Source organism: Streptacidiphilus jeojiensis (assembly GCF_042510965.1).
GTDB classification, from domain to species: Bacteria; Actinomycetota; Actinomycetes; order Streptomycetales; family Streptomycetaceae; genus Streptacidiphilus; species Streptacidiphilus jeojiensis.
This window is the reverse complement of record NZ_JBEUKS010000006.1, coordinates 455,744-481,308: the sequence shown is the minus strand read 5'-3', so window position 1 is coordinate 481,308 and position 25,565 is coordinate 455,744. Positions and strand designations below refer to the sequence as shown.

The 25,565-nt window shown below is 73.4% G+C and carries 24 protein-coding genes; 16 read left to right on the top strand and 8 right to left on the bottom strand.

What is annotated here, in order from left to right:
• Positions 1 to 98 precede the first annotated feature (98 nt).
• The 4 genes from ABUW04_RS19655 to ABUW04_RS19640 all read right to left on the bottom strand — a co-directional run bounded on the left by ABUW04_RS19655 (position 99) and on the right by ABUW04_RS19640 (position 4,019).
• Positions 99 to 1,391, bottom strand: coding sequence for a D-arabinono-1,4-lactone oxidase (locus ABUW04_RS19655; RefSeq protein ID WP_380565957.1), 1,293 nt, complete (start codon positions 1,389 to 1,391; stop codon positions 99 to 101).
• A 106-nt stretch (positions 1,392 to 1,497) separates the two neighbouring features.
• Positions 1,498 to 2,163: an NAD(P)H-binding protein gene (locus ABUW04_RS19650; protein WP_030252452.1), complete on the bottom strand. Its 666-nt coding sequence runs from the start codon at positions 2,161 to 2,163 to the stop codon at positions 1,498 to 1,500.
• Between the two features lie 215 nt (positions 2,164 to 2,378).
• Positions 2,379 to 2,984: a pentapeptide repeat-containing protein gene (locus ABUW04_RS19645; RefSeq protein ID WP_030252450.1), complete on the bottom strand. Its 606-nt coding sequence runs from the start codon at positions 2,982 to 2,984 to the stop codon at positions 2,379 to 2,381.
• A gap of 84 nt (positions 2,985 to 3,068) precedes the next feature.
• A complete protein-coding gene (locus ABUW04_RS19640) occupies positions 3,069 to 4,019 on the bottom strand; it encodes a helix-turn-helix domain-containing protein (RefSeq protein ID WP_030252448.1) in 951 nt (316 codons plus the stop codon).
• A gap of 86 nt (positions 4,020 to 4,105) precedes the next feature.
• Between ABUW04_RS19640 and ABUW04_RS19635 the strand changes: the two genes are divergently transcribed.
• Both ABUW04_RS19635 and ABUW04_RS19630 read left to right on the top strand, forming a co-directional pair.
• Entirely contained in the window at positions 4,106 to 4,294 is a 189-nt protein-coding gene (locus ABUW04_RS19635) for a hypothetical protein (RefSeq protein WP_380565956.1), read from the top strand.
• 52 nt (positions 4,295 to 4,346) lie between these two features.
• Positions 4,347 to 5,351, top strand: coding sequence for an alpha/beta fold hydrolase (locus ABUW04_RS19630; RefSeq protein ID WP_084713826.1), 1,005 nt, complete (start codon positions 4,347 to 4,349; stop codon positions 5,349 to 5,351).
• Positions 5,352 to 5,358: 7 nt separating this feature from the next.
• Here the strand turns inward: ABUW04_RS19630 and ABUW04_RS19625 are convergent, their stop codons facing one another.
• Both ABUW04_RS19625 and ABUW04_RS19620 read right to left on the bottom strand, forming a co-directional pair.
• The gene (locus ABUW04_RS19625) at positions 5,359 to 6,192 is read right to left on the bottom strand and encodes an MBL fold metallo-hydrolase (RefSeq protein ID WP_380565955.1); all 834 of its coding nucleotides are present in this window, start codon (positions 6,190 to 6,192) and stop codon (positions 5,359 to 5,361) included.
• Complete coding sequence (locus tag ABUW04_RS19620; RefSeq protein WP_380565954.1) at positions 6,183 to 7,193, bottom strand: cyclic nucleotide-binding domain-containing protein; 1,011 nt, start codon at positions 7,191 to 7,193, stop codon at positions 6,183 to 6,185. The genes ABUW04_RS19625 and ABUW04_RS19620 overlap by 10 nt, the downstream gene beginning before the upstream one ends.
• Before the next feature lie 154 nt (positions 7,194 to 7,347).
• Between ABUW04_RS19620 and ABUW04_RS19615 the strand changes: the two genes are divergently transcribed.
• From ABUW04_RS19615 to ABUW04_RS19600, 4 genes are read left to right on the top strand one after another with little or no spacing between them, the layout of a single operon-like run.
• Positions 7,348 to 8,736 (top strand): adenylate/guanylate cyclase domain-containing protein, encoded by a 1,389-nt coding sequence (locus tag ABUW04_RS19615; RefSeq protein WP_380565953.1) that lies wholly within the window; start codon positions 7,348 to 7,350, stop codon positions 8,734 to 8,736.
• On the top strand, positions 8,733 to 9,521 hold the full coding sequence (locus ABUW04_RS19610) for an ABC transporter ATP-binding protein (protein WP_051725115.1): 789 nt from the start codon (positions 8,733 to 8,735) through the stop codon (positions 9,519 to 9,521). The genes ABUW04_RS19615 and ABUW04_RS19610 overlap by 4 nt, the downstream gene beginning before the upstream one ends.
• Complete coding sequence (locus tag ABUW04_RS19605; RefSeq protein WP_380565952.1) at positions 9,518 to 11,923, top strand: ABC transporter permease; 2,406 nt, start codon at positions 9,518 to 9,520, stop codon at positions 11,921 to 11,923. Before ABUW04_RS19610 ends, ABUW04_RS19605 begins: the two co-directional genes overlap by 4 nt.
• Before the next feature lie 4 nt (positions 11,924 to 11,927).
• Entirely contained in the window at positions 11,928 to 14,081 is a 2,154-nt protein-coding gene (locus ABUW04_RS19600) for a sensor histidine kinase (RefSeq protein ID WP_380565951.1), read from the top strand.
• Here the strand turns inward: ABUW04_RS19600 and ABUW04_RS19595 are convergent.
• Together ABUW04_RS19595 and ABUW04_RS19590 are read right to left on the bottom strand one after the other, a co-directional pair.
• Entirely contained in the window at positions 13,985 to 14,377 is a 393-nt protein-coding gene (locus ABUW04_RS19595) for a response regulator (RefSeq protein ID WP_380565950.1), read from the bottom strand. The two genes, ABUW04_RS19600 and ABUW04_RS19595, sit on opposite strands and share 97 nt — an antisense overlap.
• A gap of 10 nt (positions 14,378 to 14,387) precedes the next feature.
• Positions 14,388 to 15,083, bottom strand: coding sequence for a response regulator transcription factor (locus tag ABUW04_RS19590; RefSeq protein WP_380565996.1), 696 nt, complete (start codon positions 15,081 to 15,083; stop codon positions 14,388 to 14,390).
• Positions 15,084 to 15,368: 285 nt separating this feature from the next.
• Between ABUW04_RS19590 and ABUW04_RS19585 the strand changes: the two genes are divergently transcribed.
• From ABUW04_RS19585 to ABUW04_RS19540, 10 genes are all read left to right on the top strand, one after another.
• On the top strand, positions 15,369 to 15,572 hold the full coding sequence (locus tag ABUW04_RS19585) for a cold-shock protein (RefSeq protein ID WP_030252428.1): 204 nt from the start codon (positions 15,369 to 15,371) through the stop codon (positions 15,570 to 15,572).
• Between the two features lie 148 nt (positions 15,573 to 15,720).
• A complete protein-coding gene (locus ABUW04_RS19580) occupies positions 15,721 to 16,158 on the top strand; it encodes a MarR family winged helix-turn-helix transcriptional regulator (protein WP_030252426.1) in 438 nt (145 codons plus the stop codon).
• 63 nt (positions 16,159 to 16,221) lie between these two features.
• Positions 16,222 to 16,806, top strand: coding sequence for a hydrolase (locus tag ABUW04_RS19575; protein WP_030252424.1), 585 nt, complete (start codon positions 16,222 to 16,224; stop codon positions 16,804 to 16,806).
• A 173-nt stretch (positions 16,807 to 16,979) separates the two neighbouring features.
• Positions 16,980 to 18,551 carry an APC family permease gene (locus ABUW04_RS19570; RefSeq protein ID WP_380565949.1) on the top strand — a complete coding sequence of 524 codons (1,572 nt, stop codon included), beginning with the start codon at positions 16,980 to 16,982 and terminating at the stop codon, positions 18,549 to 18,551.
• A gap of 189 nt (positions 18,552 to 18,740) precedes the next feature.
• Complete coding sequence (locus ABUW04_RS19565; protein WP_380565948.1) at positions 18,741 to 20,486, top strand: SpoIIE family protein phosphatase; 1,746 nt, start codon at positions 18,741 to 18,743, stop codon at positions 20,484 to 20,486.
• Between the two features lie 175 nt (positions 20,487 to 20,661).
• Positions 20,662 to 21,621, top strand: a complete 960-nt coding sequence (locus tag ABUW04_RS19560) for a L,D-transpeptidase (protein WP_380565947.1) — start codon at positions 20,662 to 20,664, stop codon at positions 21,619 to 21,621.
• A gap of 667 nt (positions 21,622 to 22,288) precedes the next feature.
• A complete protein-coding gene (locus ABUW04_RS19555; RefSeq protein ID WP_380565946.1) occupies positions 22,289 to 23,119 on the top strand; it encodes an SAM-dependent methyltransferase in 831 nt (276 codons plus the stop codon).
• Between the two features lie 135 nt (positions 23,120 to 23,254).
• Positions 23,255 to 23,854 (top strand): ArsR/SmtB family transcription factor, encoded by a 600-nt coding sequence (locus ABUW04_RS19550; RefSeq protein WP_380565945.1) that lies wholly within the window; start codon positions 23,255 to 23,257, stop codon positions 23,852 to 23,854.
• 2 nt (positions 23,855 to 23,856) lie between these two features.
• The gene (locus tag ABUW04_RS19545) at positions 23,857 to 24,654 is read left to right on the top strand and encodes an SRPBCC family protein (RefSeq protein WP_380565944.1); all 798 of its coding nucleotides are present in this window, start codon (positions 23,857 to 23,859) and stop codon (positions 24,652 to 24,654) included.
• The gene (locus ABUW04_RS19540) at positions 24,651 to 25,490 is read left to right on the top strand and encodes an alpha/beta fold hydrolase (protein WP_380565943.1); all 840 of its coding nucleotides are present in this window, start codon (positions 24,651 to 24,653) and stop codon (positions 25,488 to 25,490) included. Before ABUW04_RS19545 ends, ABUW04_RS19540 begins: the two co-directional genes overlap by 4 nt.
• The last annotated feature ends 75 nt before the right edge of the window (positions 25,491 to 25,565 follow it).

Below are 25,565 nucleotides of genomic sequence, written 5' to 3'. Positions count from 1 at the left end.
TCTGTCACGCGACAGGTATTGCAGGCACCAGCTGCGGTCGAAGGAGCCCCCGGTGGCGGCCGGGGGCTCGGCACGGATCGACCGCAGCACTGACCGACCTACTGAGCCGTCACCTCTCCCCCCGCGTACACGCTCTGCACGAACGCATTGCGGAACTTGCCGTCCGGGTCCTGGCGGTCCATCAACTCGCGGAAGTCGGAGGCCCGTTCGTACAGATCGGCGGCCGCACCCGGGGTCGCGGTGAAGAGCTTGCCCCAGTGCGGGCGGGCCCCCAGCGGCGTCAGCGCCGACTCCACCGCGGCCAGCACCGGGGCGACCGCCTCCGGCGCCTTGTGCCAGGTGAAGTGGAGCGCGACGCAGTCACGGCCGTAGGCCGCACTGAGCCAGAGGTCGTCGGCGGCCACCGTGCGGATCTCGGAGACCTGCAGCACCGGGGCGATGCTGCCGCCGAGCTCCCGCAGGGCGGCGAAGGCGGCCTGCGCGGCGGCGCGCGGCAGCAGGAACTCGGACTGCAGCTCCTCCCCCGCGCTCGGGGTGAAGTCCGGACGGAAGTGCGGCAGCCGCTGGTGCCACGGGCCGGGGACGCCGAGCTGCTCGGTGCAGTGGGTGGCCGGCACCCCGGGGATGGGGTGCAGCGGCCGGTCGGCCGGGGTCGCGCCGAACCAGTCGAGCCGGGGCGTACCGGCCTCCACCCGCTGCTTCAGCCAGACCTGGGCCACCGGGGTGTGCCAGTCGGTGAAGACGCTGACGCTGTAGGCGGCCGCCAGCAGCGCCGACACCTCGTCGGCGGCGCCCTCGGTGAGGGCGTCCAGCGGCAGGCCGGTCAGCACGTGCTGGGCGACCTGGTAGGTCGGCTCCACGTCCAGGGTCACCGCCGAGAGCACGCCGAGCGCGCCCAGGTGGACCACCGCGCCGGCGAAGTCGGCGCTGTCACGGTCCAGCCGGACCAGGTCGCCGCCGGGGCCGACGAACTCCAGTCCGGCCACGGCCGAGGCCAGGCCGCGGTTGCCGACGCCGGAACCGTGCGTGGCCGTGGCGACGGCACCGGCCACCGAGATGTGCGGCAGCGAGGCCAGGTTCGCCAGCGCCAGCCCCTCGGGTTCGAGCAGCTCGGCCACCTGCGCGTAGCGCATGCCCGCCGAGACGGTGACCGTCGAGCGCTCGCGGTCGCTCTCGCAGCGCGGCGGCAGCCCTTCCAGGGAGACCAGGGTCCCGGCGGTGTCGGCGATCCGGTTGAAGGAGTGCCCCGTGCCCAGGACCCGCACGGCGTCGCTCCCGGCGACGGTGCGGCGCAGCTCGTCGACCGTGTCGGGGCGCGCGAGGCGCGAGGCGCCGAAGGTGACATTGCCGGCCCAGTTGGTGCGACCCGCCTCGGTGGTTGTGCCCGACATTCCCGCTCCTCGATTGGCGCTGCCCCGTGTTAGCGATCACAACCCTAGTACCGGCCCGGATCGTCACCTCGGCGGGGAGGAGCGGGAGGTCAGGCGGAGCCGCTGGTCAGGACGGGCCGACCAGGGCCGCCACCGCGTCCTGCACCGGAGTCTCGCCGGCGATGAGCTCCAGGGTGAGCCCGGCGGTCGCCGGAGTGTCCAGCAGGGCGGCGATGACGGCGGCCACGTCGGCACGCGGGACGCTGCCGCGCCCGGTACTCGGGGCGAGCAGGACCCGGCCGGCCGCCGGGGCGTCGGTGAGGGCGCCGGGGCGCAGCACGGTCCAGTCAAGGCCCTTGCGGGCGGAGACGTCGGCGTCGGCCGCGGCCTTGGCGCGCAGATAGGCGGCGAAGACCGGGTCGGTGCCGGGCGCCGGCTCGCGGTCCGCGCCCATCGAGGAGACCACCACGAAGCGGCGCACCCCGGCCAGTTCGGCGGCGTCGGCGAACAGCACGGCGGCGGCGCGGTCCACGGTGTCCTTGCGGCCGGCGCCGCTGCCGGGTCCCGCGCCCGCGGCGAAGACCGCGGCGTCGGCCCCGGCCAGGGCCGCCGCCACCTCCTCGACGGTGGCCGACTCCAGGTCGCAGACGACCGGCTCGGCCCCGGCCGCACGCAGGTCGTCGGACTGGGCGGGGTTGCGGATCAGGCCGACCGGCGTGTGGCCGCTGTCGGCGAGCAGGCGTTCCAGGTGCAGGGCGATCTGGCCGTGTCCTCCGGCGATGACAGTACGCATGCCTTCGACCCTAGGTCCTGTCCGGAGTTCCGGCGTGGAGGAAGGAGCGGCGGTCGGTGCGTGTCCTCGGCGTGCCGGACGAAGGTCCTTGTAGCGGAGCTACCTGGGCCTTTGGCCGGTGCGGCGAGAGGGGGCACCTCCCGGCCGAAGGCTGGGGGAGCGTGCCGGGCGCCGGGACGCCGCGCCGGAACTCCGGACAGGACCTGAGGCCGTCCTCACTCCACCCGCAGCCCGAGCGCGGTGGCGATCACCGCGGCCTGCGGCAGGTCGATCCTGGCCCCGCGCAGTTCCACGGTGAGCGGGTCCAGCGCCGACAGGTCGCTGCCGCGCAGGTCGGCGCCGGTGAACGTGGCGCCCTGGAGCACCGCGCCGGACAGGTCGGTGCCGGTGAGCACGGCCCTGTCCAGGCGGGCGGCGCCGAGGTCGGCCTCCCGCATCCGGACGTCCTCCACGGTCGCCTGCCGCAGGTCGGCGCCGGCCAGCCCGACGTAGGACCAGTCGCCGCCGGAGACCTGGAACAGGTTGAAGGTGCAGCGCTGGAACACGCTGCCCACCAGCTTGCAGTCGGTGAACCGGGTGTCGAAGAAGGTGCAGTTGCGGAAGGTGCAGTTGGTGAAGGCCGCGCCGGAGTGCCGGGAGGCGTTGAAGCGCACCCCGGCGAAGGTGCACTCGTCGAAGACGGTGCCGCTGCTGACGACCTCGGTCCAGTCGGTGTCCAGGAAGCTGTAGCCGGTGAACCGGTCGGCCGCCGTCAGCTCGCGGGCGTACCAGTCCTCGTCACGCACCACCAGTCCCGGGTCCGTCGGTTCCGGGGCGGTCATGTGCGGAGCCTTGTGGGCACGGGGTCGGTTCGCCATGCGGCCCATTGAACACCGGGCCACTGACAGAGGCCCGCGGGGCCCGGTTCAGCACTGGGCGAAGGTCCTGCGGTAGTCCATCGGGGTCACCCCGACCGCGCGGCGGAAGTGGTGCCGCAGCAGCGCGGCGCTGCCGAAGCCGCAGACCCGGGCGATCTCGTCGACGCCCCAGCCGGTCTCCTCCAGCAGCCGCCGGGCGTGCGACACCCGCTGCGTGGCCAGCCAGCGCTGCGGGGTGGTCCCGGTCTCGGCGGCGAAGCGCCGGGCCAGGGTCCGGGTGGACAGCTGCGCCTTGCGGGCCAGCGAGGCGACCGTGTGCTCGGTGTCCAGGGTCTCCAGCATCCAGCTGAGCAGCGGCTCCAGGCTGTCGGCCTCGCACTCGGGGATGGGTGCGGTGACGTACTGGCGCTGCCCGCCGTCCCGCTGCGGCGGCACCACCATCCGGCGGGCGATGGCGGTGGCCGCGGCGGTGCCGAGCTCGCGGCGGACCAGGTGCAGGCAGGCGTCGATGCCGGCGGCGGTGCCGGCGCTGGTGATGATCTCGCCGTCGTCGACGAAGAGCACGTCCGGGTCGAGCACGGCCTCCGGATGGCGCTTGGCGAGCTGGTCGGTGTGCCGCCAGTGGGTGGTGCAGCGGCGGCCGTCCAGCAGCCCGGCCGCTCCCAGGACGAAGGCGCCGCTGCAGACCGAGAGCAGCACCGCGCCCCGGGCGTGGGCGGCGACCACCGCGTCCAGCACGGCCTGCGGGTACTCCTCCCGGATGAAGGCGGCCGGGAGCGCGACCAGGTCCGCGTCCTCCAGCGCCTCCAGCCCGTACTCGGGCACGATCTGCGCGCCGATGCTGAGCCGCACCGGCTCGCCGGCCCGCTCGCCGCAGACCCGGAAGTCGAACGGGGGGACGCCGTCCTCGGTGCGGTCGATCCCGAACACCTCGCAGACAACGCCGAATTCAAACGGGGCGGAGTCGTCGATCAGCATCACAGCGACGGTCTTCAGCATGCCGTCAGCATAGCTGGCAGGATTTTGTTGGCATAGGGCTCTCCTGCCACTTCTGGCAGGATCCCGACGGGAGAACAATTACTGCCATGACCACAGCAGCCATCGCCCTCGTCCTGATCGCCCTCCTCGCCTACGCCCTGGAGCGGAACCACCGCCGCCAGCAGGGCCCGTCCTCCTCCCTCAGCGGAAGCCGCGTCGGCCCGCCCGACCGGGACCTGCAGCGGATCGCGGCCGAACTCGCACAGCGCCGTTTCGACGCCGAAACCCACCGGTAATCCCCTGTGCTTCGGGCGCCCTACGCTCGAAGCAGCAGGAGGAGGTGGGACCGTGTTCGACACGCCCAGGGAACTCTCGCCCCGCACCGGACGGCTGCGCTCCGTGGCCGACACGGACGCGGAACTCCACTACCACGTGGTGCACGGCTACCGCCGGGCCTACCGGATCGCCGGCTCCGGGCCGGCCGTGCTGCTGATCCACGGGATCGGCGACTCCTCGGCCACCTGGGCCGAGCTGATCCCGGGACTGGCCAGGAAGCACACCGTCATCGCCCCCGACCTGCTCGGCCACGGCGCCTCCGACAAACCGCGCGCCGACTACTCGGTGGCCGCCTACGCCAACGGCATGCGGGATCTGCTGGGGGTGCTCGGCATCGAGCGGGCCACCCTGGTCGGGCACTCGCTCGGCGGCGGGGTGGCGATGCAGTTCGCCTACCAGTTCCCGGAGCGCACCGAACGGCTGGTGCTGGTCAGCACCGGCGGCGTGGGGCGCGAGGTGAACCCGGTGCTGCGGGCCGTGTCGCTGCCCGGCGCCGACCTGATGCTCTCCTCGCTGCGGCTGCCCGGGATGCGACTGCAGAGCAACGCGGTGATCCAGCTGATGCAACTGCTCGGCACCGACCTCGGCCTGGACGCCGCCGACCTGCTCAACCTGGTGGACGGGCTGCCCGACGCGACCGCCCGCAGCGCCTTCATCCGCACCCTGCGCGCGGTGGTGGACTGGCGCGGCCAGGTGGTCACCATGCTGGACCGCTGCTACCTGGTGCAGGGCATGCCCACCCTGCTGCTCTGGGGCTCGCGCGACAGCGTGGTCCCGGTGGAGCACGCGCACCGCGCCCACACCGCGATGCCGGGAAGCCGGCTGGAGGTCTTCGAGGGCGCCGGGCACTTCCCCTTCCACAGCGATCCGCGCCGCTTCCTGGAACTGGTCGAGGACTTCATCGAGAGCACCCCGCCCGGCAGTTGGAGCGCCGACCAGTGGCGCGAGCTGCTGCGCAGCGGCCGGGACGGCGCGCTGCCGGACACCGGCGGGGCGGACGAGCGCAGCGCCACCTGACGGATGCTCAAGTAGCCTTGACCGTCAGGGTGTCGCCCTGGCGGGCGAGTTCCACCCGGCCGCCGCCGCACCGCAGGTCGTCCAACTCGGCCCGCAGCAGGTCGAGCTGGTCGTCGGTCCGGGTCGGCGCATGGTGGGTGAGCACCAGCCGGCGGACGCCGCAGCGGGCCGCGAAGGCCACCGCGTCCGGCACCGTGGCATGGCCGTAGCCGTCGGCCAGGGACCGCTCCCCGGCCAGGAACTGGCCGTCGTGCAGCAGCAGGTCCGCGCCGTCCGCCAGCGCCTCGGCGACGGCCGAACCCCTGGCCGGGGCGTGGTCGGGAAGATAGGCGAGCACCGCGCCGCCGGACTCGATCCGCAGTCCGTGGGTGAGGCCGCCCTTGTGCCTGATCCCGGCCGTGGTCACGGTGAACTCCTCTACCTGGCAAGGCCCCTGGACCGACCTGAGGAAGCGCCAGCTGCCCAGCAGCCCCTCCGGTCCGATCGGGAAGTGCGGCGGCGACATCGACCGGGCCAGCAGCCCGGCCGGCTCCGGACCGCCCACCGGGACCGGCAGCAGCAGGTCGACCCTGGCCTGCTTGCGGTCGACGGCGGGGCAGAACGGCAGGCCCTGGACGTGGTCCCAGTGCAGATGGGTGAGCACCACGGAGCCCTGGAACGCCTCCGCCCCGCCCAGCCGTGCGCCGAGGTCCCGCAGCCCGGTCCCGGCGTCCAGCACCAGCGTCGGCACCTCGGCGCCGTCCGGCACCACCGCCACGCAGCTGGTGTGGCCGCCGTAGCGGAGGAACGCGGGCCCCGGCGCCGGGGTGGAGCCGCGCACGCCGAGCAGGATCACCCGCATTCCGCCCGGCCCTCCTCCCGGCGGTGCCCCGCCGCCAGCGCCCGCAGGGCCTCGGTGTCGACGGTCTCCGCCGCGGCCTCGGCGACCCGGACCGGGGTCACCGCGGTCAGCGTGGAGGTGCGCAGACCGCCCTCCAGGACGGCCCGTTCACCGACCACCGCGCCCGGACCCAGCTCCGCCAGTCCGCTGCCGTCGACCTCCACCGCCACGATGCCGTCCAGCAGCAGGAACAGCGAGCGCCCCGGGTCGCCCTGACGGATCAGCACCTCGCCGGCCGCGAGCTCGCGCACCGCCGGGCGGCGGCCGCCGCGCATGATCAGCGTCGACAGCTCGCGTTCCAGAGCCGTCTCGGCGGCGGTGACCAGCACCGGGGAGTCCTCGTCGCCCCACGGGGTGTGCCGCCAGGAGTCCTGGCCGCTCCAGGCCTGCCAGTCGGCGACGCCGGCCTTCAGACAGAGCCGGTCCTCCCCGTCGTAGACCCAGTGCCTCGGGAACGGGCTGGCTCCGGCCAGCATCGGCACGGCCCGGCCGTCGGCGTGCAGGGTCAGCGTCAGGGTGGACCAGACGAAGGGGGCCTGCAGCCGGATCAGCTGGCGGCCCGGGATCCGGCGCGGCAGCGGGACTCCGGTGCGGCCGCCCACGGTCTGGGTGAAGCGCACCCAGCCGTCCCCGCGTTCCGGTTCGCCGCGCAGCTCGGGCATGACCACGGCGGCGAAGGTCGCGCCGAGCGGGCCGAGCCGCACCGTGGTCGAGCCCATCAGCAGCCCGCCGCCGGCCCCGCAGTCCAGCAGGGCGCCGTCGTCGCCGAACTCGGCCCAGCCGGTGAGCTGGTTGGCGAAGCGGAAGCCGTCGGCGGCCCGCAGCCCGTCGAAGTCCTTGATGACGTCGGGTGGCGGGTCGTCGTAGTGGCTGACGCCGGCCGTGAAGGCGCCGCGGGCGACCCCCTTCACGGCTTCGGAGGGTATCCAGGACAGCGAGGTGGTCCGTGACTCGATCCGCATCGTCTGCTCCGATCAGGTGTGATCATCCGTCAGGGTCCGTTCACACCAACGACGTTAGGAGCAGCGGCAGCCGGCACCCAGGAGTGCTGCCCGACCGGGCCGGGGGTGCCAGCACCCTGGGAAGCCGACCGGCGACACTGTGTAATGGTCCGTCATGGAGAGCATCACGGTGCTGCTCGCCGACGACAACCTGATCGTCCGCGAGGGTGTGCGCGCACTGCTGTCCCGCGACCGCAGCGTGGAGGTGGTCGGCCTGGCCGCCGACTACGACGAACTGGTCGAGGGGGCCGAACGGCTGCGCCCGCAGGTGCTGGTCACCGACATCAGGATGCCGCCGGACTTCCAGGACGAGGGCATCAGGGCGGCGCAGCGGGTGCGCAAGCAGCTCCCGGGGACGGGCGTGGTCGTGCTCAGCCAGTACGACGACCCCGACTACGCGGTGCAGCTGCTGGCCGAGGGCGAGGCCGGATACGCCTACCTGCTCAAGGACCGGATCGCCGACGCCGGGCTGCTGGGGCGGGCGATCCGCGCGGTCGCCGGCGGCGGCTCGATGATCGACCCGCAGATCGTCCGGAAGCTGATGGAGCCGGCCAGGCGTGAGGGCGAGCTGTCGGCCGACGAGGAGGACCTGCTGCGGCAGGTGGCCGAGGGGCGGCCGGTGAAGGCCATCGCCGCGGGCCTGGGCCAGCCGCCGGCGGCCGTCAACGACGCGGTGGAGAGCCTGTTCCTGCGGCTGGCCAAGGACGCGGGCGGGGGCTCCGGCGGGGCCAGGGACGGCGCGCTGCGGCGGCTGCGGCTGCTGCACACCGCGATCCTGCGCCGCGAGGAGCAGGGCGAGACGCTGTCCCGGCTGCTGCCCGGCGGCCTGGCCGAGAAGCTGCGCGCGGACCGCGGCGCGGCCACCCGCACCGAGCGGCTCACCGTGACCGTGCTGATGTCCGACGTCCGGGGCTACTGCTCGATCGCCGAGCGCACCGATCCGGCGGACCTGGCCGGGCAGTTGGGGGCGCACCGGCGGGCCATGAACGCGGCGGTGCTGGGCGAGGGCGGCACCGTGATGCAGTACGTCGGCGACGCGGTGATGGCGGTGTTCGGCGCGCCCGAGCCGCAGCCGGACCACGCCCGACGGGCCGTCAGGGCGGCCCGGGGGATGCACCGCCGCCAGCACGAGCTGGACCGGGAGTGGGCGGCGCTGGGCCTGGTCCCGTTCGGCCTCGGCATCGGGCTGAGCACCGGCGAGGTCGCGGCGGCGCTGCTGGGCAGCGCCGAGCGGCTGGAGTACACCCTGGTCGGCGACACCGTGAACCTGGCCCAGCGGATGCAGGACCTGGCCCGCCCGGCCGGGACCACGGTGGCCACCGCCGGCACCGTGGACGCGGCCGGAACAGCCGACGGGGCGTGGCCCTGGGCCCCGTTGGGACCGTGCAGCGTCAAGGGCCACAGCGCACCGGTGGTCGCCTTCCGACTGCCGGTCGGCGCCGGCCCCGCCACCGCTCCCGATCCGGCCGCCGTTCCCGATCCCGCTCTGGAGGCCCGCCCATGACCGCGCTCGACACCCCGGCCGAGGACCTGGCGCGGCCCGCCGTCCCCGCGGTGCGGATCACCGGCGCCCGCCGGGTCTTCGCCGCCGAGCTCGCACCGGTGCGGGCACTGCGCGGCGTGCACTTCGAGGTCGGTCCGGGCGAGTTCGTCGCCGTGATGGGACCCTCCGGCTGCGGCAAGTCCACCCTGCTCAATGTGATCGCCGGGCTGGACACCGTGGACGAGGGCACCGTGGAGGTGGCCGGGGAGCGGGTGGACGGCCGCGACCAGGACTGGCTGGCGCGGTTCCGGCGGCACCGGATCGGCTTCGTGTTCCAGTTCTTCAACCTGCTCGACGGGGTGTCCGCGCTGGACAACCTGGTGCTGCCGGGCGTGCTCGGCGGGATGGGGCGCAGGGCGGCCGAGTCGCGCGGCCGGGACCTGCTGGACATCCTCGGGCTCGGCGACCGCACCGCGCAGCTGCCGTCCAGCCTGTCCGGCGGCCAGCGCCAGCGGCTGGCGATCGCCCGGGCCCTGGTCAACCGGCCGGGGCTGCTGCTGGCCGACGAGCCGACCGGGGCGCTGGACAGCGAGGGCGGCGCGGAGGTGCTGGAGCTCTTCCGGCGGCTGCACGAGGACGGCCAGACCATCGTGATGGTCACCCACTCCCCCGAGGTCGCGGCCGGCGCGGACCGCGCGGTGCGGATGCGGGACGGCCGGGTGGTCGACGACGGGGCCACCGCGACCGGGCCCACCGCGGCCGGTTCCGACGCAGCCGAGTCCGGCGCGGCCGGCGGTCCGTCATGACCTTCACCGCCCTCTGGCTGCGCCTGGAACTGCGGCGGCGCTGGCGCTCGCTGGTCGTGCTGGCCCTGCTGGTGGCGCTGGCCGGCACCGCCGTGCTCGCCTCGGTGGCCGGGGCACGGCGCGGGGACACCGCGGTGGACCGGCTGGTGGCGCGGACCAGCCCGGCCGACATCACCGTGCTGCCCAACCAGCACGGCTTCGACTGGGACCGGATCAGGGCGCTGCCCGAGGTCGAGGCCCTCACCACCTTCGTGATCTCCTCCTTCCAGATCGAGGGCGTCCCGGACAACTCCACCGGCTTCGCGGTCGCCGACGACGCGAACATGCGCACCATCGAGCGGCCGATCGTGCTGCAGGGCCGGCTCGCCGACCAGGCGCGCGACGACGAGGTGGTGGTCAGCGCGCACTTCCCGGGGGCGTTCCACAAGGGCGTCGGGGACTACCTGACGATCCGTCTGTTCACCCCCGCGCAGGTCGACACCTACGTCACCGGGGCCGACCCGGGCGCCCCGGCGGGGCCCTCGATCCGGGCCCGCATCGTCGGCGTGGTCCGCTCGCCCTGGTACCACGACAACGTCCGGGACCAGGGCAGCGTCGCGGTGTCGGCCGCGCTCTACCTGAACCACAGGGCGAACTTCGTCGGCAGCACCGACCAGATCTACCTCAACGCCCTGGTCCGGCTCAAAGGCGGCGAGAAGACGATCCCGGAGTTCCGCGCCGACCTGGCCCGGGTCTCCGGCCGAACCGACATCGACATCTGGGACAACGCCGAGCTGGAACGCCACGCCACCAGGGTCAACACCTTCGAGGGCGACTGCCTGCTCGGCTTCGCGGGTGCGGCGCTGATCGCCGCGCTGTTCCTGGTCGGCCAGTCGGTGCTGCGCTACACCTCGGCCACCGTCGCCGACCTGCAGACCCTGCGCGGGGTCGGACTGGGGAACCGGCAGGCCCTCGCGGCGGCATCGGCCGGGCCGGTGATCGCGGCGCTCCTCGGCAGCCTGCTCGGGGCCGCCGGGGCGGTCCTGGTGTCCCGGTGGATGCCGATCGGCGCCGCGGCCCTCTACGAGCCGAGCCCGGGCTTCGACGTGGACTGGCTGGTGCTGGGAGCAGGACTGGTGCTGACGCCGCTGCTGGCCCTGGCCGGATCCGTGGCCTCGGCCTGGCTGGCGCTGGCCTCGGCGCAGAACCGGACCGCGCCCAGGCGCTCCGCGGTGGCCGTGGCCACCGCCAGGGCCGGGCTCCCGGTGCCGGTCGTGGTCGGCACCCGGTTCGCGCTGGAGCCCGGACGCGGACGCACCGCCGTACCGGTGCGCCCGGCCCTGCTGGGTGCGGTGATCGGGGTGCTGGGCGTGCTGGCGGCCTTCACCTTCGCGGCCGCCGTCGCCGACGCCGCCGCCAACCCGGCCAGGTTCGGCCAGACCCACCAGTTGGAGAGCTTCCTCGGCCTGAACAGCACCGACTTCGGGAAGGTCGACCCGGTGCTGGCGCGGATCGCCGCCGACCCCGCGGTCACCGCCGTCAACAACGCCAGGATCGCGGTCGCGGAGTCGGGGGACACCTCCATCACCACCTACACCGTCGACCCGGTCGGCGGGAAGCCGCTGTCGGTGGTCACCGTCTCCGGCCGGCTGCCGCAGGCCGCGGACCAGATCATGCTCGCGCCCACCAGCGCCCGGGCGCTGCACGCCGAGGTCGGGTCGTGGGTGACCCTGACCGGTGCCGCGCGGGCCCGGCGGGAGTTCACCGTGACCGGCATCGGCTTCGTCCCCGAGGGCTCGCACAACGACTACGACGCGGGCGCCTGGGCCACCACCGACGGCTACCGCGCACTGTTCGGCACGGCCTTCAAGTTCCACCTCGCCGAGATCGCGCTGCGCCCCGGCAGCAGCACCGCCGCCATGACCCGGCAACTGCAGCACGAGGCGGCGCCGCTGACCGGCGGGCAGTCGATCGGCCTGCAGCAGGTGACCGCGCCGCAGCAGCTCGCCGAGATCCAGGACGTGCAGACCCTCCCGCTGTTCCTCGGCGGCTTCCTGTTGCTGCTCGCGGCCGGAGCGGTCGGGCACGCCCTGGCCACCGCGGTACGACGGCGCCGCCATGACGTGGCGGTGCTGCGCGCCCTGGGCATGACGCGGCGTCAGTCCCGGCTGGTGGTGGTCGTCCAGGCCACGGTGCTGGCCCTGGTCGGGCTGCTGTTCGGGATCCCGCTGGGCCTGGCACTGGGCCGCACCCTGTGGCGCCAGGTCGCCGACAGCACCCCGCTGGCCTACCACCCGCCGCTGGCCCTGCTGACGCTGCTGCTGGCCGGACCGGTCGCGCTGCTGCTGGCCAATCTGCTCGCCGCCTGGCCGGGCCACCGCGCCGCGCGGCTCCATGTCGGACAGACCCTCAGAGCGGAGTGAACCGATGGCCCCGAAGTCCTCGCGGCTGTCCTCGCGGCTGCCGGTCGTCCTGGCCGCCCTCGCCGTACTGGCCACGGCGGTGGACGCGGTGCGCCGCCCGGACGGCCTGCGCACCGCCTCCACCGTGGTCGCCGTCGGCTGGCTGCTGACCGCGGCGGGCTGCGACCGGGCCCGGCTCGCCGCGCCGGCGCGACTGGCCGTCGTGCTGACGATCAGTCAGGACGCAGCTGCAGTATGGCCGTCCAGCGCGCCGCTCACCCTGGCTGCCTGGACCTGGGGCGGCCTGGCGCTGCCCGACGGCCGGCTGGACCACCCCCGGCGCCGCACCGCGGTCGCCCTGGTCTACGCCGTCGCCGCCGCCTGGACCGTCCTGGCCTGGCGGTCCACCGCCGCCCACGGCCCCGCCGCCGGGGTCACCGCGGCGGGCGTGCTGGCCGCCACCGCCGTGATCGTCGCCGGGGTGGCCCGCCGCTGCCGGCAGGCCGGGGCCGCGCGCCGCCGGGTGCTGCAGTGGGTCGCCGCCGGCACGGTGATGGCCGGGGCGGCCGACGCGGTACTGCTGGCGCTGCACATCCTGGTCGGCCTCCCGGCCGCACTGGCCCCCTGGGCGCTGGCGGCCCTGGTGCTGATCCCGGTGGGCAGCCTGCTCGGGCAGCTGCCGTCCACCGCCAGGCTCGCCGAGCGGGCGCTGCTGGAGGCGGTCACCACCTCCGGCCTGGCCTGCCTGGTGGTGGCCGTCTACCTGGTCACCGTCGTCGGCCTGGGCCGGGCCCCGGTCGGCCGGGAGCACGACGTCCTCGCCTACAGCGTCACCGCCGCCCTGGTCTGCGCGGCCCTGGCGCTGCCGGTGCGGCTGCGGCTGAACGCGTTGGGCCGGTCCCTGCTGCGGCTGGGCGAGCTGGCCCCCGAGGAGGCGCTGTCCGGCTTCGGCGCCAGGATGACCCGCGCCCTGCCGTTCGACGAGCTGCTGCTGCAGCTGGCGGAGTCACTGCGGGCCACGCTGGGCCCGGCCGGGGCGGAGATCTGGGTCGGCGGCGACGGCCTGCTGACCCGCACCGTCAGCGTCCCCGACCGGCCGCAGCGACGGATCAGGCTGACCGAGCACGAGCGGGCGGTGGTCGGCCGGACCAGGATCGGCGGAGCCGGCTGGACCGCGATCTGGATGGCGGACCTGCTGGCCGACCCCGCCCCCGAGCGCGGCCCCGACCCCGACCGCGAGCCGGACCAGGGCCCCGGGCCGGACGACGGCCCGCTGGTCCGGGTCGCCCCCGCCGCCCACGGCGGCGAGCTGCTGGGCCTGCTGCTGGTGCGCCGCCCGGCCGACGCCGCGCCCTACTCGGAGGCCGACGACCGGGTCCTGGTGGAGCTGGCCCGCCAGGTCGGCCTGGCCCTGCACAACGTCCGGCTGGACTCAGCGCTGCAGGCCTCGCTGCAGGAACTGCGGTCCCGCAACCAGGAACTGCGGGACTCCCGGCTGCGCCTGGTCACCGCGGCCGACGCCTCCCGCCGGGAGATCGAGCGCAATCTGCACGACGGCGCCCAGCAGCACCTGGTCGCCCTGTCGGTGAAGCTCGGGCTGGTGCGCGAACTCGTCGACACCGCCGACGGCGGCGACGAGGACCGGGCCACCGTGACCGCGCTGTTGGAGGAACTGCGCACCGACGTCCAGGGCACCGTCGCCGCCGTGCGGGAGCTGGCGCACGGCATCTACCCGCCGCTGCTGCGCAACCACGGCCTGGGGCAGGCGCTGCGCTCGGCCTCCCGGCGCTCGGTGCTGCCCTGCACGGTCTCGGTCGAGCTGCCCGGACGCTACCCGGAGGCCGCCGAGGCGGCGGTCTACTTCTGCTGCCTGGAGGCGCTGCAGAACGCGGGCAAGCACGCCGGCCCGGACGCCTCGGTCACGGTGCTGGTGGAGGCGGACGACGGGATGCTGCGGTTCCGGGTCAGCGACGACGGCCGAGGCTTCGCCGCCGACGGCGCGGCGGCCGGCAGCGGCTTCGTCAACATGGCGGACCGGCTGGGCGCCATCGGCGGCCGGCTCACCGTGGAGTCCCGCCCGGGTCAGGGCACCGCGGTGGTCGGCGAGATCCCGGTCCCCGCCGCACCGCCGACCAGCTCGCGCAGCAGCGAGGGGGTCAGGTCGTCCTTGTGGACGTAGCCGACCGCGCCGCAGCGCACCGCCTCGGCCGGCAGGTCCTCGGCGGCGTAGGTGGACAGCAGCACCACCGCGGTGCCCGGCTGCCGCTCCAGGATCCGGCGGGTGGCCGCGATCCCGTCCATTCCGGGCAGGTTGATGTCCATCAGCACCACCGCGGCACCCGCTGCCCGGTCCACCGCCTCCTCGCCGGAGGCGGCCTCGGCCAGGATCCGCCAGCCCGGAATCCGGGCCACGATCATCCGGGCCACCGACCGGAACAGCGGCTGGTCGTCGACGATCAGGACGGTACGCTCCATACCGCCAGGATCATCCCTGCGCCGCACCCGTACCAGGGGTGCCAGCACCCGGGTGTGCGGCCAGGTACAGCAGCACCGCCTTCACCCTGCGGTTGACGTCCGGTTCCGAGGTCAGCCCGAGCTTGGCGAAGAGCGCGTTGATGTGCTTCTCGACGGCGCGCTCGGACAGGTAGAGTGCGGCGCCGACCGCGGCGTTGCTCTTGCCCTGGGCGATCTGCGCCAGTACCTCGCCCTCCCGGCGGGACAGCCCGGCCAGCGGCGAGCGGCGCTCCTGCACCGCGTCGGCGACCAGCGCCTCCACCACCACCGGGTCGATGTACGAGCCGCCCACCGCCACGCTGCGCACCACACCGGCCAACTGCCCCGGCTCGCCCACCCGTTCCTTCAGCAGATAGGCGCGTCCCGCGCTGCCCTCGGCCAGCAGCGATGTGGCGTAGGCGGGTTCGGCGTACTGGGAGAGCACCACCACACCGATCCCGGGGTGGCTGCGGCGCAGCCGGACGGCGGCCCTGATCCCCTCGTCGGTGGAGGTGGGAGGCATCCGGACGTCGGTGACCACCACGTCGGGGCCAGCGGCGTCCACCGCGGCGAGCAGTCCGGGAAGGTCGCCGCAGACCCCGACCACCTCCAGATCCGGCTGGCGGTCGAGTACTTGGCGCACACCCTCGCGGACCAGGAACGAGTCCTCCGCGATGACGATCCGCAGCGTCACGGCCGGAGTCTAACGGCGGAATCGGGCCGCGAGCAGCCGATCAGCGAGACAATCCAGGGAAGATCACGGGCAGTTGTCCGATTTGCCGCCTGCGCACCGTAGCCAGGCGAACGCGCATCCGATACCTTTCCTGGCAGCAGTCGTGGTTCCGAAGTCTCATGTGCCCACGGTCAAGCACCGTGGGCGCTGTGCTGTGCACCAGTCGGAGGACCAGGGCGATCACCTCAACCCTGAGGGCGCGCACCAGGCACGCCCCTTTCTCCTGACAGAGGGAGCAGCATGGCCACCGGCACTGTGAAGTGGTTCAACTCGGAGAAGGGCTTCGGCTTCATCGCCCAGGACGGCGGCGGCGCCGACGTCTTCGCCCACTACTCCAACATCAACGCGACCGGCTACCGGGAGCTCCTCGAGGGCCAGGCCGTGGAGTTCGAGATCGCGCAGGGCCAGAAGGGCCCGCAGGCGGAGAACATCCGCGTGATCTGACGCCGTCCCGGCGCCCGAGTGCCCCGTACCGGATCCGTTCCGGCACGGGGCACTGCCATGTCATCAGCCGAACTGTTCAGCTGAACTGCTCAGCCGAACTGCTCAGCCGAACTTGTCAGTCTTCCTGTCATTCACGTACCCTCGAAGCATGGACACCGACCGCGAGGACCTCGCCGCGACCGTGTCCGAGCTGCACCAGCTGCTCGGACAGCTGATGCGGCGGATGCGCGCCGCGCACGAGGGTGCGGCACTGACCCTCTCCCAGGCCGCCGTCCTCTACCGGCTGGTCGCCGAGGGCCCGCACACCCCGGCCGCCCTGGCCCGCGCCGAGCGGGTCCGCCCGCAGTCGATGGGCGCGACCCTGGGCGCGCTGGAGGAGCAGGGCCTGGTCGTCCGCGGACGGCACCCGACCGACGGCCGCCAGGTGGTCATGACGCCCACCGAGGCCGGCAGCCGGCTGCTGGAGGAGATCAGGTCCGCCAAGGAGGGCTGGCTGCTCGACGCCATCGCCACCCGGCTCGATCCCGACGAGCAGCGGACCCTGATCGCCTCGGTCGCCCTGCTGCGCCGCCTCGTGGAGTCCTGAGCACACCCCTCGCACCGAACCCCCCGCACCGAATCCCCTGCACCACCGATCTACGGAGCACCCATGCCCGCCACCACTCTGGACCCCCGCACCGCCCTGGTCGTCATCGACCTCCAGCGCGGCATCACCGGCCACCCCGTCCAGCCGCACTCCGCCGCCGACACCATCGCCCGCTCCGCCGAGCTGGCCGCCGCCTTCCGCAAGCGCGGCCTGCCGGTCGTCCTGGTCAACGTCGACTTCTCCGCCGACGGCGGCGACGTCCCGCCCGGCCGCACCGAGGGTCCGGCCTCGCGCGGCGCCCTGCCCGAGGGCTGGGCCGAGCTGGTCGACGAGCTGGACGTGCAGCCGACCGACCTGCGGATCACCAAGCGCAACTGGGGCGCCTTCCACGGCACCGGCCTGGACGTGCAGCTGCGCCGCCGCGGCATCACCGGCATCGTCCTGACCGGCATCGCCACCAGCATCGGCGTGGAGTCCACCGCCCGCGCCGCGCACGAGCACGGCTACAACGTGACCATCGCCACCGACGCGTCCTCCGACCTGGACGCCGACTCGCACCACCACAGCGTCAGTAAGATCTTCCCCCGTCTGGGTGAGACCGCCACCACTGCCGAGATCCTGGCGCTGCTGGAAGCCTCCGCCGGATAGCCCACAGCTGCCCACATCAACCCAAAGCTATTGAAGCTTTTACAAACTGACGCGCCGTCGATATCACCGGATGACTCCCTCGGGCCTTACCATCCGGCCATGACGGCGCGTCAGTTCGTTTCCCGCCGTTTCGCAGCCAGTCGCCACGACCGCGAGAGGGACGGGATCCGCAGATGACCACACCCCCCACCGCCGAAACCTTCCAAGCCACCGGCTCCGGCGCCGGGGAGAAAGGCCTCAAGGGCAACGCCCTCGGCCTGTTCTCCTCCGTCGCCATCGGCCTGGCCTCCACCGCCCCCGCCTACAGCCTGGCCGCCACCCTCGGCATCATCGTGGCCGGGGTCGGGCTGCAGGCGCCGATCATCACCATCCTCGCCTTCATCCCGATGCTGCTGATCGCCTACGCCTACAAGGAGCTCAACGAGGTCGACCCGGACTGCGGCACCACCTTCGTCTGGGCCGCCCGGGCCTTCGGGCCGCGCACCGGCTGGATGGGCGGCTGGGGCATCGTCATCGCCGACGTCATCGTGATGGCGAACCTGGCCCAGATCGCCGGCTCCTACGGTTTCCAGCTCTTCGGCTTCGGCGGCCTGGCCTCCAGCACCCTGTGGACCACGGTCGCCGGGGTGATCTGGATCATCGTGATGACGGCCATCTGCTACGTCGGCATCGAGGTCTCGGCCGCCCTGCAGCGCTGGCTGCTGTGCGTGGAGGTGGCGATGCTGGCGGTGTTCTCGGTCACCGCGCTGGTCAAGGTCTACTCCAGCGGCGCGCCCAGCGGGTCGATCCACATCTCCGCATCCTGGTTCAACCCCTTCGATGTGTCCTCGGGGAGCGCCCTCACCGCCGGCATCCTGGCCGCCGTCTTCATCTACTGGGGCTGGGACACCGCGGTCTCCGTCAACGAGGAGACCACCGACAAGGAGCGCACCCCGGGCCGGGCCGCGGTCATCTCCACCGTGCTGCTGCTGATCATCTACGCCCTGGTGACCACCTCGGCGCAGGCCTTCGCCGGGGTCGGTGACAAGGGCATCGGACTGGCCAACCCGGACAACTCCGGGGACGTGCTCTCCGGCCTCGGCAACGCGGTCTTCGGCGGCAAGGGGCTCGGCTGGTTCCTGGCCAAGCTGCTGATCTTCATGGTGCTGACCTCCTCGGCGGCCTCCACCCAGACCACCATCCTGCCGACCGCCAGGACCACCTTCTCGATGGCCGCGCACAAGGCGATCCCCTCGCACTTCGCCCGGGTGCACCGCCGCTTCCTCACCCCGACCTGGTCCACCGTCGCGATGGGCCTGGCGTCGATCGCGTTCTACGTGCTGCTGGTGAAGGTCAGCACCAATGTGCTCAACGACTCCATCGCCTCGGTCGGCCTGGGCATCGCCTTCTACTACGGCCTCACCGGCTTCGCCTGCGTCTGGTACTTCCGCAGGGTGCTCACCCGCAGCGCCAGGGACCTCTGGTTCAAGGGCATCCTGCCGGGCCTGGGCGCGCTGATGCTGCTGTTCTTCTTCTGCTACGCCGCCTTCGACGTCTACGCGGACCCGAACTACGGCTACACCTCGGTCAACCTGCCCTGGGTCGGCGACGTCGGCGGGGTGACCGTGATCGGTATCGGCGCGCTGGTGCTGGGCCTGGTGCTGATGCTGGTGCAGTGGGCGGTCCAGGGCAGCTGGTTCCGCGACCCCGACGTGCCGGTGAGCGCGGCCTCACGAGAGGTGGCGGCGGACGCTCCGGCCCCCTGAGGCCCGTACGCCCGGGCAGCCCCGGCACCCGGAACCCGCCTGCGGGCGGCATCCGGCCGACGTGAGGCCTGCCACAACGCGCCCTACCATCCCAACATCCTACGTATCATTCACAGGAAGCCCACAAATTGGTGCAAATCGCCAGACGCCCCTGATCGAGCCCCGACCCCAGCGGAGAGTCACCCCGGCATGGAGTCCCAGCCCCAGCAGGCGCCCCAGCAGCGGGCGGCCGTCGACCCGACCGAACCCCGTCTCGCCGCAGCCGCCCGCGCCGCCCGCGCCGGCGCCTACGAGTGGGACCTGGTCACCGGAGACATCCTCTGGGACGACGCCGCCTGCCGGATGGTCGGCACGGCCCCCGAAGACTTCGAGGGCCGTGCCGAGGCGTTCTTCGCCGCCCTGCACCCGGACGACGCCACCCGGCTCGCCGCCGCCACCGCCGAGGTCATCGAGCGCGGCGGCAGCTACCGCAACCGCTACGAGGTCGTCCACGCCGACGGCACCGTCCGGCAGCTGGAGGAGCGCGGCGAGGTGCTGCTCGGTCCGGACGGGCGTCCGCACCGGGTCACCGGGCTGCTGCTGGACCGCACCGACGAGGGCCGCGAGCCGGGCCGCCCGCTCGCCCCCACCCCCGTGGTCCGACCCCGCGCCCCCTGGTTCCGCGGCGCCCTGCCCCGGCGCGGCGGCGACCCCGCCGCGAGCTCCGCCGACTCCTTCATGCTCACCCTCACCCGGGCGCTGTCCAAGGCGGCCAGCGTCGCCGACGTCACCCGGGTGATGACGGACATCGCCCGCCCGGCGCTCAACGCCGACCACCTCCTCATCGAGGCCGACGCGCACAACCCGGAGCACCCCTGCGCCGTCGTCGGCCGGGCGGCCACCGAGGCGATGCAGCGGGCGGTCCGGGACGACCAGCCGCTCTTCCTGGAGGGCGCGGCTGTTCCCCCCGACGACGGCGGGCCCTCCGTGGTCCGCTCCTGGGCCGTGCTCCCGCTCACCGGCACCGACGACGGACGCGGCGCCTGCCTCTTCGACTTCGCCGGCGCCAGGACCTTCGACGACGGGCAGCGGACCCTGTTCACCGCCGTCGCCGGCATCCTCGCCCACGCGCTGGCCCGGGCCAGGCTCTTCGACCGCGAGCACCAGTGGGCCGCCGAGCTGCAGCGCGCCATGCTGCCCCGCGGCGTCCCCTCCGTCGCCGGCCACGACACCGCCGTCCGCTACCTCCCCGGCACCACCGGGATGGCCGTCGGCGGCGACTGGTACGACGTGCTGCCGCTCCCGGACGGCCGGGTCGGCGTGGTCGTCGGCGACGTCCAGGGCCACAGCGTCGAGGCGTCCGCCGTGATGGGACAGCTGCGGATCGCACTGCGCGCCTACGCCGCCGAGGGCCACACCCCCGGCGCGGTACTGGCCCGAACCGGCCGGCTGCTCGCCGACCTGGACACCGACCTCTTCGCCACCTGCTGCTACCTCTCCCTGGACCCGGCCACCGGAGTGATCGAGGCCGCGAGAGCGGGACACCCACTACCGGTCCGGATCAGCGCGGGCGCGACTGGCACGGGGGTGTCGGGCACGGGCACGTCCGACACCGGCACCGCCGTCGAACTGGACCTCCCCGGCGGCCCGCCGCTCGGCGTGGACCCGCAGGCGCTCTACCCCGAGACGGTCACCGTGCTGGCCTCCGGCGAGACCCTGCTGCTCTACACCGACGGCCTCATCGAATGCCGCGGCGAGTCCATCGACACCTCACTGGACCGCCTGCTGGCCACGGTCACCGACTGGACCCGCGACGAGGCCCGTGACGAGGCCGACTCCCCGGCCCCCGAACGGCTCGAACGCCTCGCCGACCACCTGGTCCACCCCTGCCAGGCGCAGCACCCCCGCGCCGACGACGTCGCCGTCTTCCTGCTCCAACGGCGTTCATGTTCATAACGCCCGGATCCGGGAAGACAGTCGGTCAACAGCCGACGCCGGCCGCGCCCGGAACCACCCGGGCCTTCCCCGGCGTCATCCAGCATGCCGAGAACCCGACGATCTGACGATACGTGAGCGGAGCAGGCACGTGGGTCGAACCAGGAACGGTACAGGCATCATCCTGCTGGCGGGCGTGGTTCTGGTAGGCGCCGCCGCCTGCACCAGCAAGTCGCCGCAGACGCAGTCCGCCGGCTCCGGCGGCAGCAGGAGCGGTGCGGCCAGCGGCAGTTCACCGGCGAGCGCGAGCCCCAGCCCGAGCGCCAGCCCGTCCCCCTCCGGTCCGCCCATGCTGCTGGACTCGATCACCCCGGCCACCGGCGCCACCGTGGGCGTGGCCATGCCGATCTCGATCGTCTTCACCAAGCCGGTCGCCGACTCCGCGCGCAAGGCCATCGAGCAGCACCTCAGCGTCACCACCTCCACCCCGGTCACCGGCGCCTGGCACTGGTTCAGCAACCGCCGGGTCGACTGGCGTCCGCAGACCTTCTGGAAGTCCGGGACCACCGTCACCGTGAAGGCCGACTTCACCGGAGTACCGGACGGCAACGGCGACTTCGGCGCCCATGCCTACACCCACAGCTTCACCGTCGGCGCCGACGTCGAGACCACCGTCTCGGTGACCGGGCACTCCATGCAGGTCACCAACGCCGGCAAGGTCGTCCGGAAGATGTCCATCGACGCCGGCAGCTCCAGCTTCCCCACCTGGGACGGCACCATGGCGGTCATCGACAAGTCCAAGACCGTCCACATGACCTCCTGCAGCGCCGGCATCACCTGCAACAAGAACAGTCCCGACTTCTACGACGAGAACCTCCCCTGGGACGTCCACATCAGCTACTCCGGCACCTACCTCCACTACTCCGGCGCCGACCCGCACCCGGGCCACAGCTTCGGCTCCCACGGCTGCGTGCACCTGTCCCTGGCGGACGCCATCTGGTTCTACGACTACTCCAAGCAGGGCGACCCGGTCACTATCACCGGCTCCCCCCGCGGCAAGGCCGACGCCGACAACGGCTACGCCGCCTTCAACCTCACCTGGGCCCAGTGGGTCGCCGGCAGCACGACGGGAGCCCAGACCACCAAGGCGGCGTGACGTCGCGCCGTTGACGCCCCACGCTTGCAACGGCACCACCCGTGCCCCGACCTGACCCACCGTCTCCCGGGCTCACGCCCGGACAGAAGGCGCTTCGCGCCGGCAACAGGAGCGGGGGGTGCCTGGGCCCGGCGCGGAGCGTGCGGCGGGGGCGCGGGGCTGGGGCGCGTGCGCCGATCTGGGCCCCGGGTGATCGGGCAAACCGGGGTCACTTTCGGGACAAGGTGTCACTTGATCTTGCCGCTATGCCCGATTCATCCACACATGCCCGTACCAAGAATGACCCGACGTACCAAAAGTGACCCCAGTTCAGCGGAAGACGCCACGCAGGAACGTTTCCCCCGACCCCCACCGGAAGGGCACCGACCCGCCGCCCGGCAACGCACGCCCCACCACCCTCCCCCCTCCTCGCAGTTGGCCGCGAGCGACAGCGAGCCACCCCAGCCCGGGACCGACCGCCGTGCCCCACGGAGGCGACGAACAGTCAGCGGGAGCGAACACGCACGTCGGACCCGGCGTCGGGACGGGGGCTCGGCCGCCAGACGCATCCCGCCACACCGACGACGGCGCCCCGCCTCCCCCACCCCCGAGCACCCTCAGCAACCAGGTGTAACGTCACGCGCGGACCGGTGCGGGGGCGCCCGGGTCCGCCGAGGAGGAGGTTGTCGTGGGGAACCAGTTGCTGCCCGACGGGGTGCAGCGGACCGCAGTCGGGGTCGCTCGGGTACGAGCGGCGGAGAGTCGGCGGGAGGATCGGCTGTTCGCGGATCCCTACGCCAAGGCGTTCGTACGGGCCGCGACCGGGGCGCGGTCGCAGGCGGAGCACGCGGCGCCGAGGGAGCGCAGCGCGGGCGGGGCCGCGCTGGCCGCGCGGATCGTGCTGCGGACCCGGTTCTTCGACGACTACCTGCTGCGGGCGACCGCAGCCGGATGCCGTCAGGTCGTGCTGCTGGCGGCGGGGTTGGACACCCGGGCGTTCCGGCTGACCTGGCCCGAGGGCACCCGGGTGTTCGAGCTCGACCTGCCTCCGGTGGTCGCGTTCAAGGAGCGGGTGCTGCGTGAGGAGGGCGCCGTACCGACCTGCGAGCGCTCCGTGCTGACCGCCGACCTGCGGGAGGACTGGGGCGCGGCGCTCCGGGAGGCCGGGTTCGACCCGGCGGCGCGCACCGCCTGGCTGGTCGAGGGTCTGCTGGTCTATCTGGAGACGGACCAGGCCACGTCCCTGCTCTCCACGCTGACCGGGCTCTCCGCCGCGGGCAGTCTGCTCTCGCTCACCGAGGGCCGGGACCCGAACCGGATGGTCACCGAGAACGGTGCAGACCAGCGCCTGCAGGCCCTGGCCGGCCTCTGGAAGGGCGGCCTCGGCGAACCCGCGGCCGACTGGCTCCCCCGGCACGGCTGGCAGGTGACCGTCCACGGCAAGGCTGAACTGGAGCAGGCCTACGGCCGCCCCGCACCCGCCGGCAGCGAGGGGTTCCTGATCGCCGAGCGCGGATAGCGACAACCCGGCGCGGCACCCGACCCGACACCGGGTCCCGACACCGGGTCCCGACAGGCTGACAGCCCGCACCGGCCAGCACCCGACACTTCCACTTGTCTTGACAGAAATAATTGTCGGCGAGATCCTGGAAGCATGCTTGATGTAGCCGTGATCGACGACGCCGCGGCAGCGGCGTCGTCACTCGATCCGATCAGGAGCCGTCTGCTGGCCGAACTCGCCGAGCCGGCCTCGGCGACGATGCTGGCCGCCCGGGTGGGGCTGGCCCGGCAGAAGGTCAACTACCACCTGCGCGAACTGGAGCTGCACGGGCTGGTGGAGCTGGTCGAGGAGCGCCGCAAGGGCAATGTCACCGAGCGGATGCTGCGGGCCACCGCCGCCTCCTATGTCATCTCGCCCCAGGCGCTAGCCGTGATGCGGCCCGATCCCGACCGCGCTCCCGACCGGCTCTCCGCACGCTGGCTGCTGGCACTAGCCGCGCGGATGGTGCGCGAGGTGGGTGAACTGCTCACCGGCGCCTCCCGGGCCGGTAAGCCGCTGGCGACCTTCGCCATCGACACCGAGGTGCGCTTCGCCAGCGCCGCCGACCGGGCCGCCTTCGCCGAGGAGCTCTCCGGTGCGGTCACCGCGCTGGTCAGCAGGTACCACGACGAGAAGGCTCCGGGCGGTCGCAGCCACCGCTTCGTGGTCGCCGTCCATCCGAGCGCCGACCGTCAACCCGCGGAAGAGGTCTGACCATGGGTCATGACTATGTGATCCGCCACGAGGCCGAGGTCCCCGCCGAACCCGAGCAGGTGTGGGAGGCCATCGCCACCGGCCCGGGGATGGACTCCTGGTTCATGGGGAGCAACGAGGTCGAGGCCGGACCGGGCGGCCTGATCCGCACCCACACCAGGCGCGGGCCGCTGGACTCGACGGTGACCGGCTGGGATCCGCTGAAGCTCCTGGAGCACCGCAGCGGGACCGGGCCCGACGGCCGCTTCATCGCCTACGAGTTCCTGATCGAGGGACGGGACAGCGGAAGCACCGTGCTGCGCCTGTCGACCAGCGGATTCCTGCCCGGCGACGACTGGGAGGGCGAGTTCGAGGCCATGGGCCAGGGCATCGCCCTGTTCTTCCGCACCCTGGTCGAGCAGCTCACCCACTTCGCGGGCCGCACCGCCCGCCCGCTCACCCTCTTCGGCGCGCCGGGCCTGCGCTGGACCGACGCACGGACGCGGCTCCTCCAGGAACTCGGCCTGGGTGCCGAACCAGTGCACCCCGGCACCGGCACCGGCACCGGCCCCACTGTGCGTACGACGTCACCGGCCCTGGCCGCCCTCGCCTCCGGCACCGTCTACCACGCCGAGCCCGCCGCCCTCGCGGTGCGCACCGACGCGGGCCTGTTCCGCTTCCTGCTCCTGTTCCCCGAGAACGGCGTGATGCTGGCGCACCACCTGTTCGACCCCGCCGCCGACCTGGAACGGACCACCGCCGGGTGGCGCTCCTGGCTCGACACCCTCAACGACCCGACCGTCCCCAGGGAGTCACCATGACCTCCACCGCTCCGACCACCGCCCCCACTCCGACCGCTTTCGCCACCTCCAAGGACGGCACCGCCATCGCCTACGAGCGGATCGGGAGCGGCCCGGCCGTGATCCTGGTCGACGGCGCCCTCTGCTACCGCGCGTCCGGGCCGGCCCGTCCGCTGGCCGCCGCGCTCACCCGGCACTTCACCGTCTACACCTACGACCGGCGCGGCCGCGGCGAGAGCGGCAACACCCTGCCCTACGCGGTCGAGCGCGAGGTCGAGGACCTGGCCGCGGTTCTGGAGGCGGCCGGGGGCAGCGCCCATCTGTACGGGATCTCCTCGGGCGCGGCCGTGGCCCTGGAGGCGGCGAACGTCCTGCCCGACTTCCTCTCGCTGGCGCTCTACGAGTACCCGCTGGCCGTGGACGCCAACGGCCCGGTGCGTCCGGCCGACTACATCGAGACCATGGACGCCCTGGTCGCGGCGGGCAAGCGCGGCGCCACCGTGAAGATGTTCCTGCGCACCGTGGGCGTACCGTCCGCCGCCCTGCTGGTGATGCAACTGCTGCCGGTCTGGTCGAAGTTGAAGGGGGTGGCGCACACCCTGCCCTACGACATGCGGGTGCTCGGCGACACCGGCTCCGGCCGTCCACTGCCGACCGACCGCTGGACCGGGGCGACACTGCCGACGCTGGTGATGGACGGCGGCAAGAGCCCGCAGCCGATGCGCGACGGTATGCGCCAACTGGCCGACGTGCTAACGGGATCCGAGTACCGCACGCTGCCCGGCCAGACGCACATGCTCAAGCCGGACGCGGTCGCGCCGGTGCTGACCGAGTTCTTCCAGATGCACCAGCGCTGAGGGCGGGGACTGAACGGACCGGGCCCGCCGGTCGGCTGCGGATCGGTCGGCGGGCCCCGTAGTGTTTCCTGCTTC

Excerpts from the sequence above, each read along its gene's own strand:
- ABUW04_RS19645 (WP_030252450.1), bottom strand. The coding sequence starts at position 2,984 with ATGACCGCCCCGGAACCGACGGACCCGGGACTGGTGGTGCGTGACGAG.
- ABUW04_RS19585 (WP_030252428.1), top strand. The coding sequence starts at position 15,369 with ATGGCCACCGGCACTGTGAAGTGGTTCAACTCGGAGAAGGGCTTCGGC.
- ABUW04_RS19600 (WP_380565951.1), top strand. The coding sequence starts at position 11,928 with ATGGCCCCGAAGTCCTCGCGGCTGTCCTCGCGGCTGCCGGTCGTCCTG.
- ABUW04_RS19540 (WP_380565943.1), top strand. The coding sequence starts at position 24,651 with ATGACCTCCACCGCTCCGACCACCGCCCCCACTCCGACCGCTTTCGCC.
- ABUW04_RS19650 (WP_030252452.1), bottom strand. The coding sequence starts at position 2,163 with ATGCGTACTGTCATCGCCGGAGGACACGGCCAGATCGCCCTGCACCTG.
- ABUW04_RS19625 (WP_380565955.1), bottom strand. The coding sequence starts at position 6,192 with ATGCGGGTGATCCTGCTCGGCGTGCGCGGCTCCACCCCGGCGCCGGGG.
- ABUW04_RS19655 (WP_380565957.1), bottom strand. The coding sequence starts at position 1,391 with ATGTCGGGCACAACCACCGAGGCGGGTCGCACCAACTGGGCCGGCAAT.
- ABUW04_RS19605 (WP_380565952.1), top strand. The coding sequence starts at position 9,518 with ATGACCTTCACCGCCCTCTGGCTGCGCCTGGAACTGCGGCGGCGCTGG.
- ABUW04_RS19570 (WP_380565949.1), top strand. The coding sequence starts at position 16,980 with ATGACCACACCCCCCACCGCCGAAACCTTCCAAGCCACCGGCTCCGGC.
- ABUW04_RS19575 (WP_030252424.1), top strand. The coding sequence starts at position 16,222 with ATGCCCGCCACCACTCTGGACCCCCGCACCGCCCTGGTCGTCATCGAC.
- ABUW04_RS19565 (WP_380565948.1), top strand. The coding sequence starts at position 18,741 with ATGGAGTCCCAGCCCCAGCAGGCGCCCCAGCAGCGGGCGGCCGTCGAC.
- ABUW04_RS19615 (WP_380565953.1), top strand. The coding sequence starts at position 7,348 with ATGGAGAGCATCACGGTGCTGCTCGCCGACGACAACCTGATCGTCCGC.
- ABUW04_RS19550 (WP_380565945.1), top strand. The coding sequence starts at position 23,255 with ATGCTTGATGTAGCCGTGATCGACGACGCCGCGGCAGCGGCGTCGTCA.
- ABUW04_RS19620 (WP_380565954.1), bottom strand. The coding sequence starts at position 7,193 with ATGCGGATCGAGTCACGGACCACCTCGCTGTCCTGGATACCCTCCGAA.
- ABUW04_RS19580 (WP_030252426.1), top strand. The coding sequence starts at position 15,721 with ATGGACACCGACCGCGAGGACCTCGCCGCGACCGTGTCCGAGCTGCAC.
- ABUW04_RS19635 (WP_380565956.1), top strand. The coding sequence starts at position 4,106 with ATGACCACAGCAGCCATCGCCCTCGTCCTGATCGCCCTCCTCGCCTAC.
- ABUW04_RS19595 (WP_380565950.1), bottom strand. The coding sequence starts at position 14,377 with ATGGAGCGTACCGTCCTGATCGTCGACGACCAGCCGCTGTTCCGGTCG.
- ABUW04_RS19545 (WP_380565944.1), top strand. The coding sequence starts at position 23,857 with ATGGGTCATGACTATGTGATCCGCCACGAGGCCGAGGTCCCCGCCGAA.
- ABUW04_RS19610 (WP_051725115.1), top strand. The coding sequence starts at position 8,733 with ATGACCGCGCTCGACACCCCGGCCGAGGACCTGGCGCGGCCCGCCGTC.
- ABUW04_RS19640 (WP_030252448.1), bottom strand. The coding sequence starts at position 4,019 with ATGCTGAAGACCGTCGCTGTGATGCTGATCGACGACTCCGCCCCGTTT.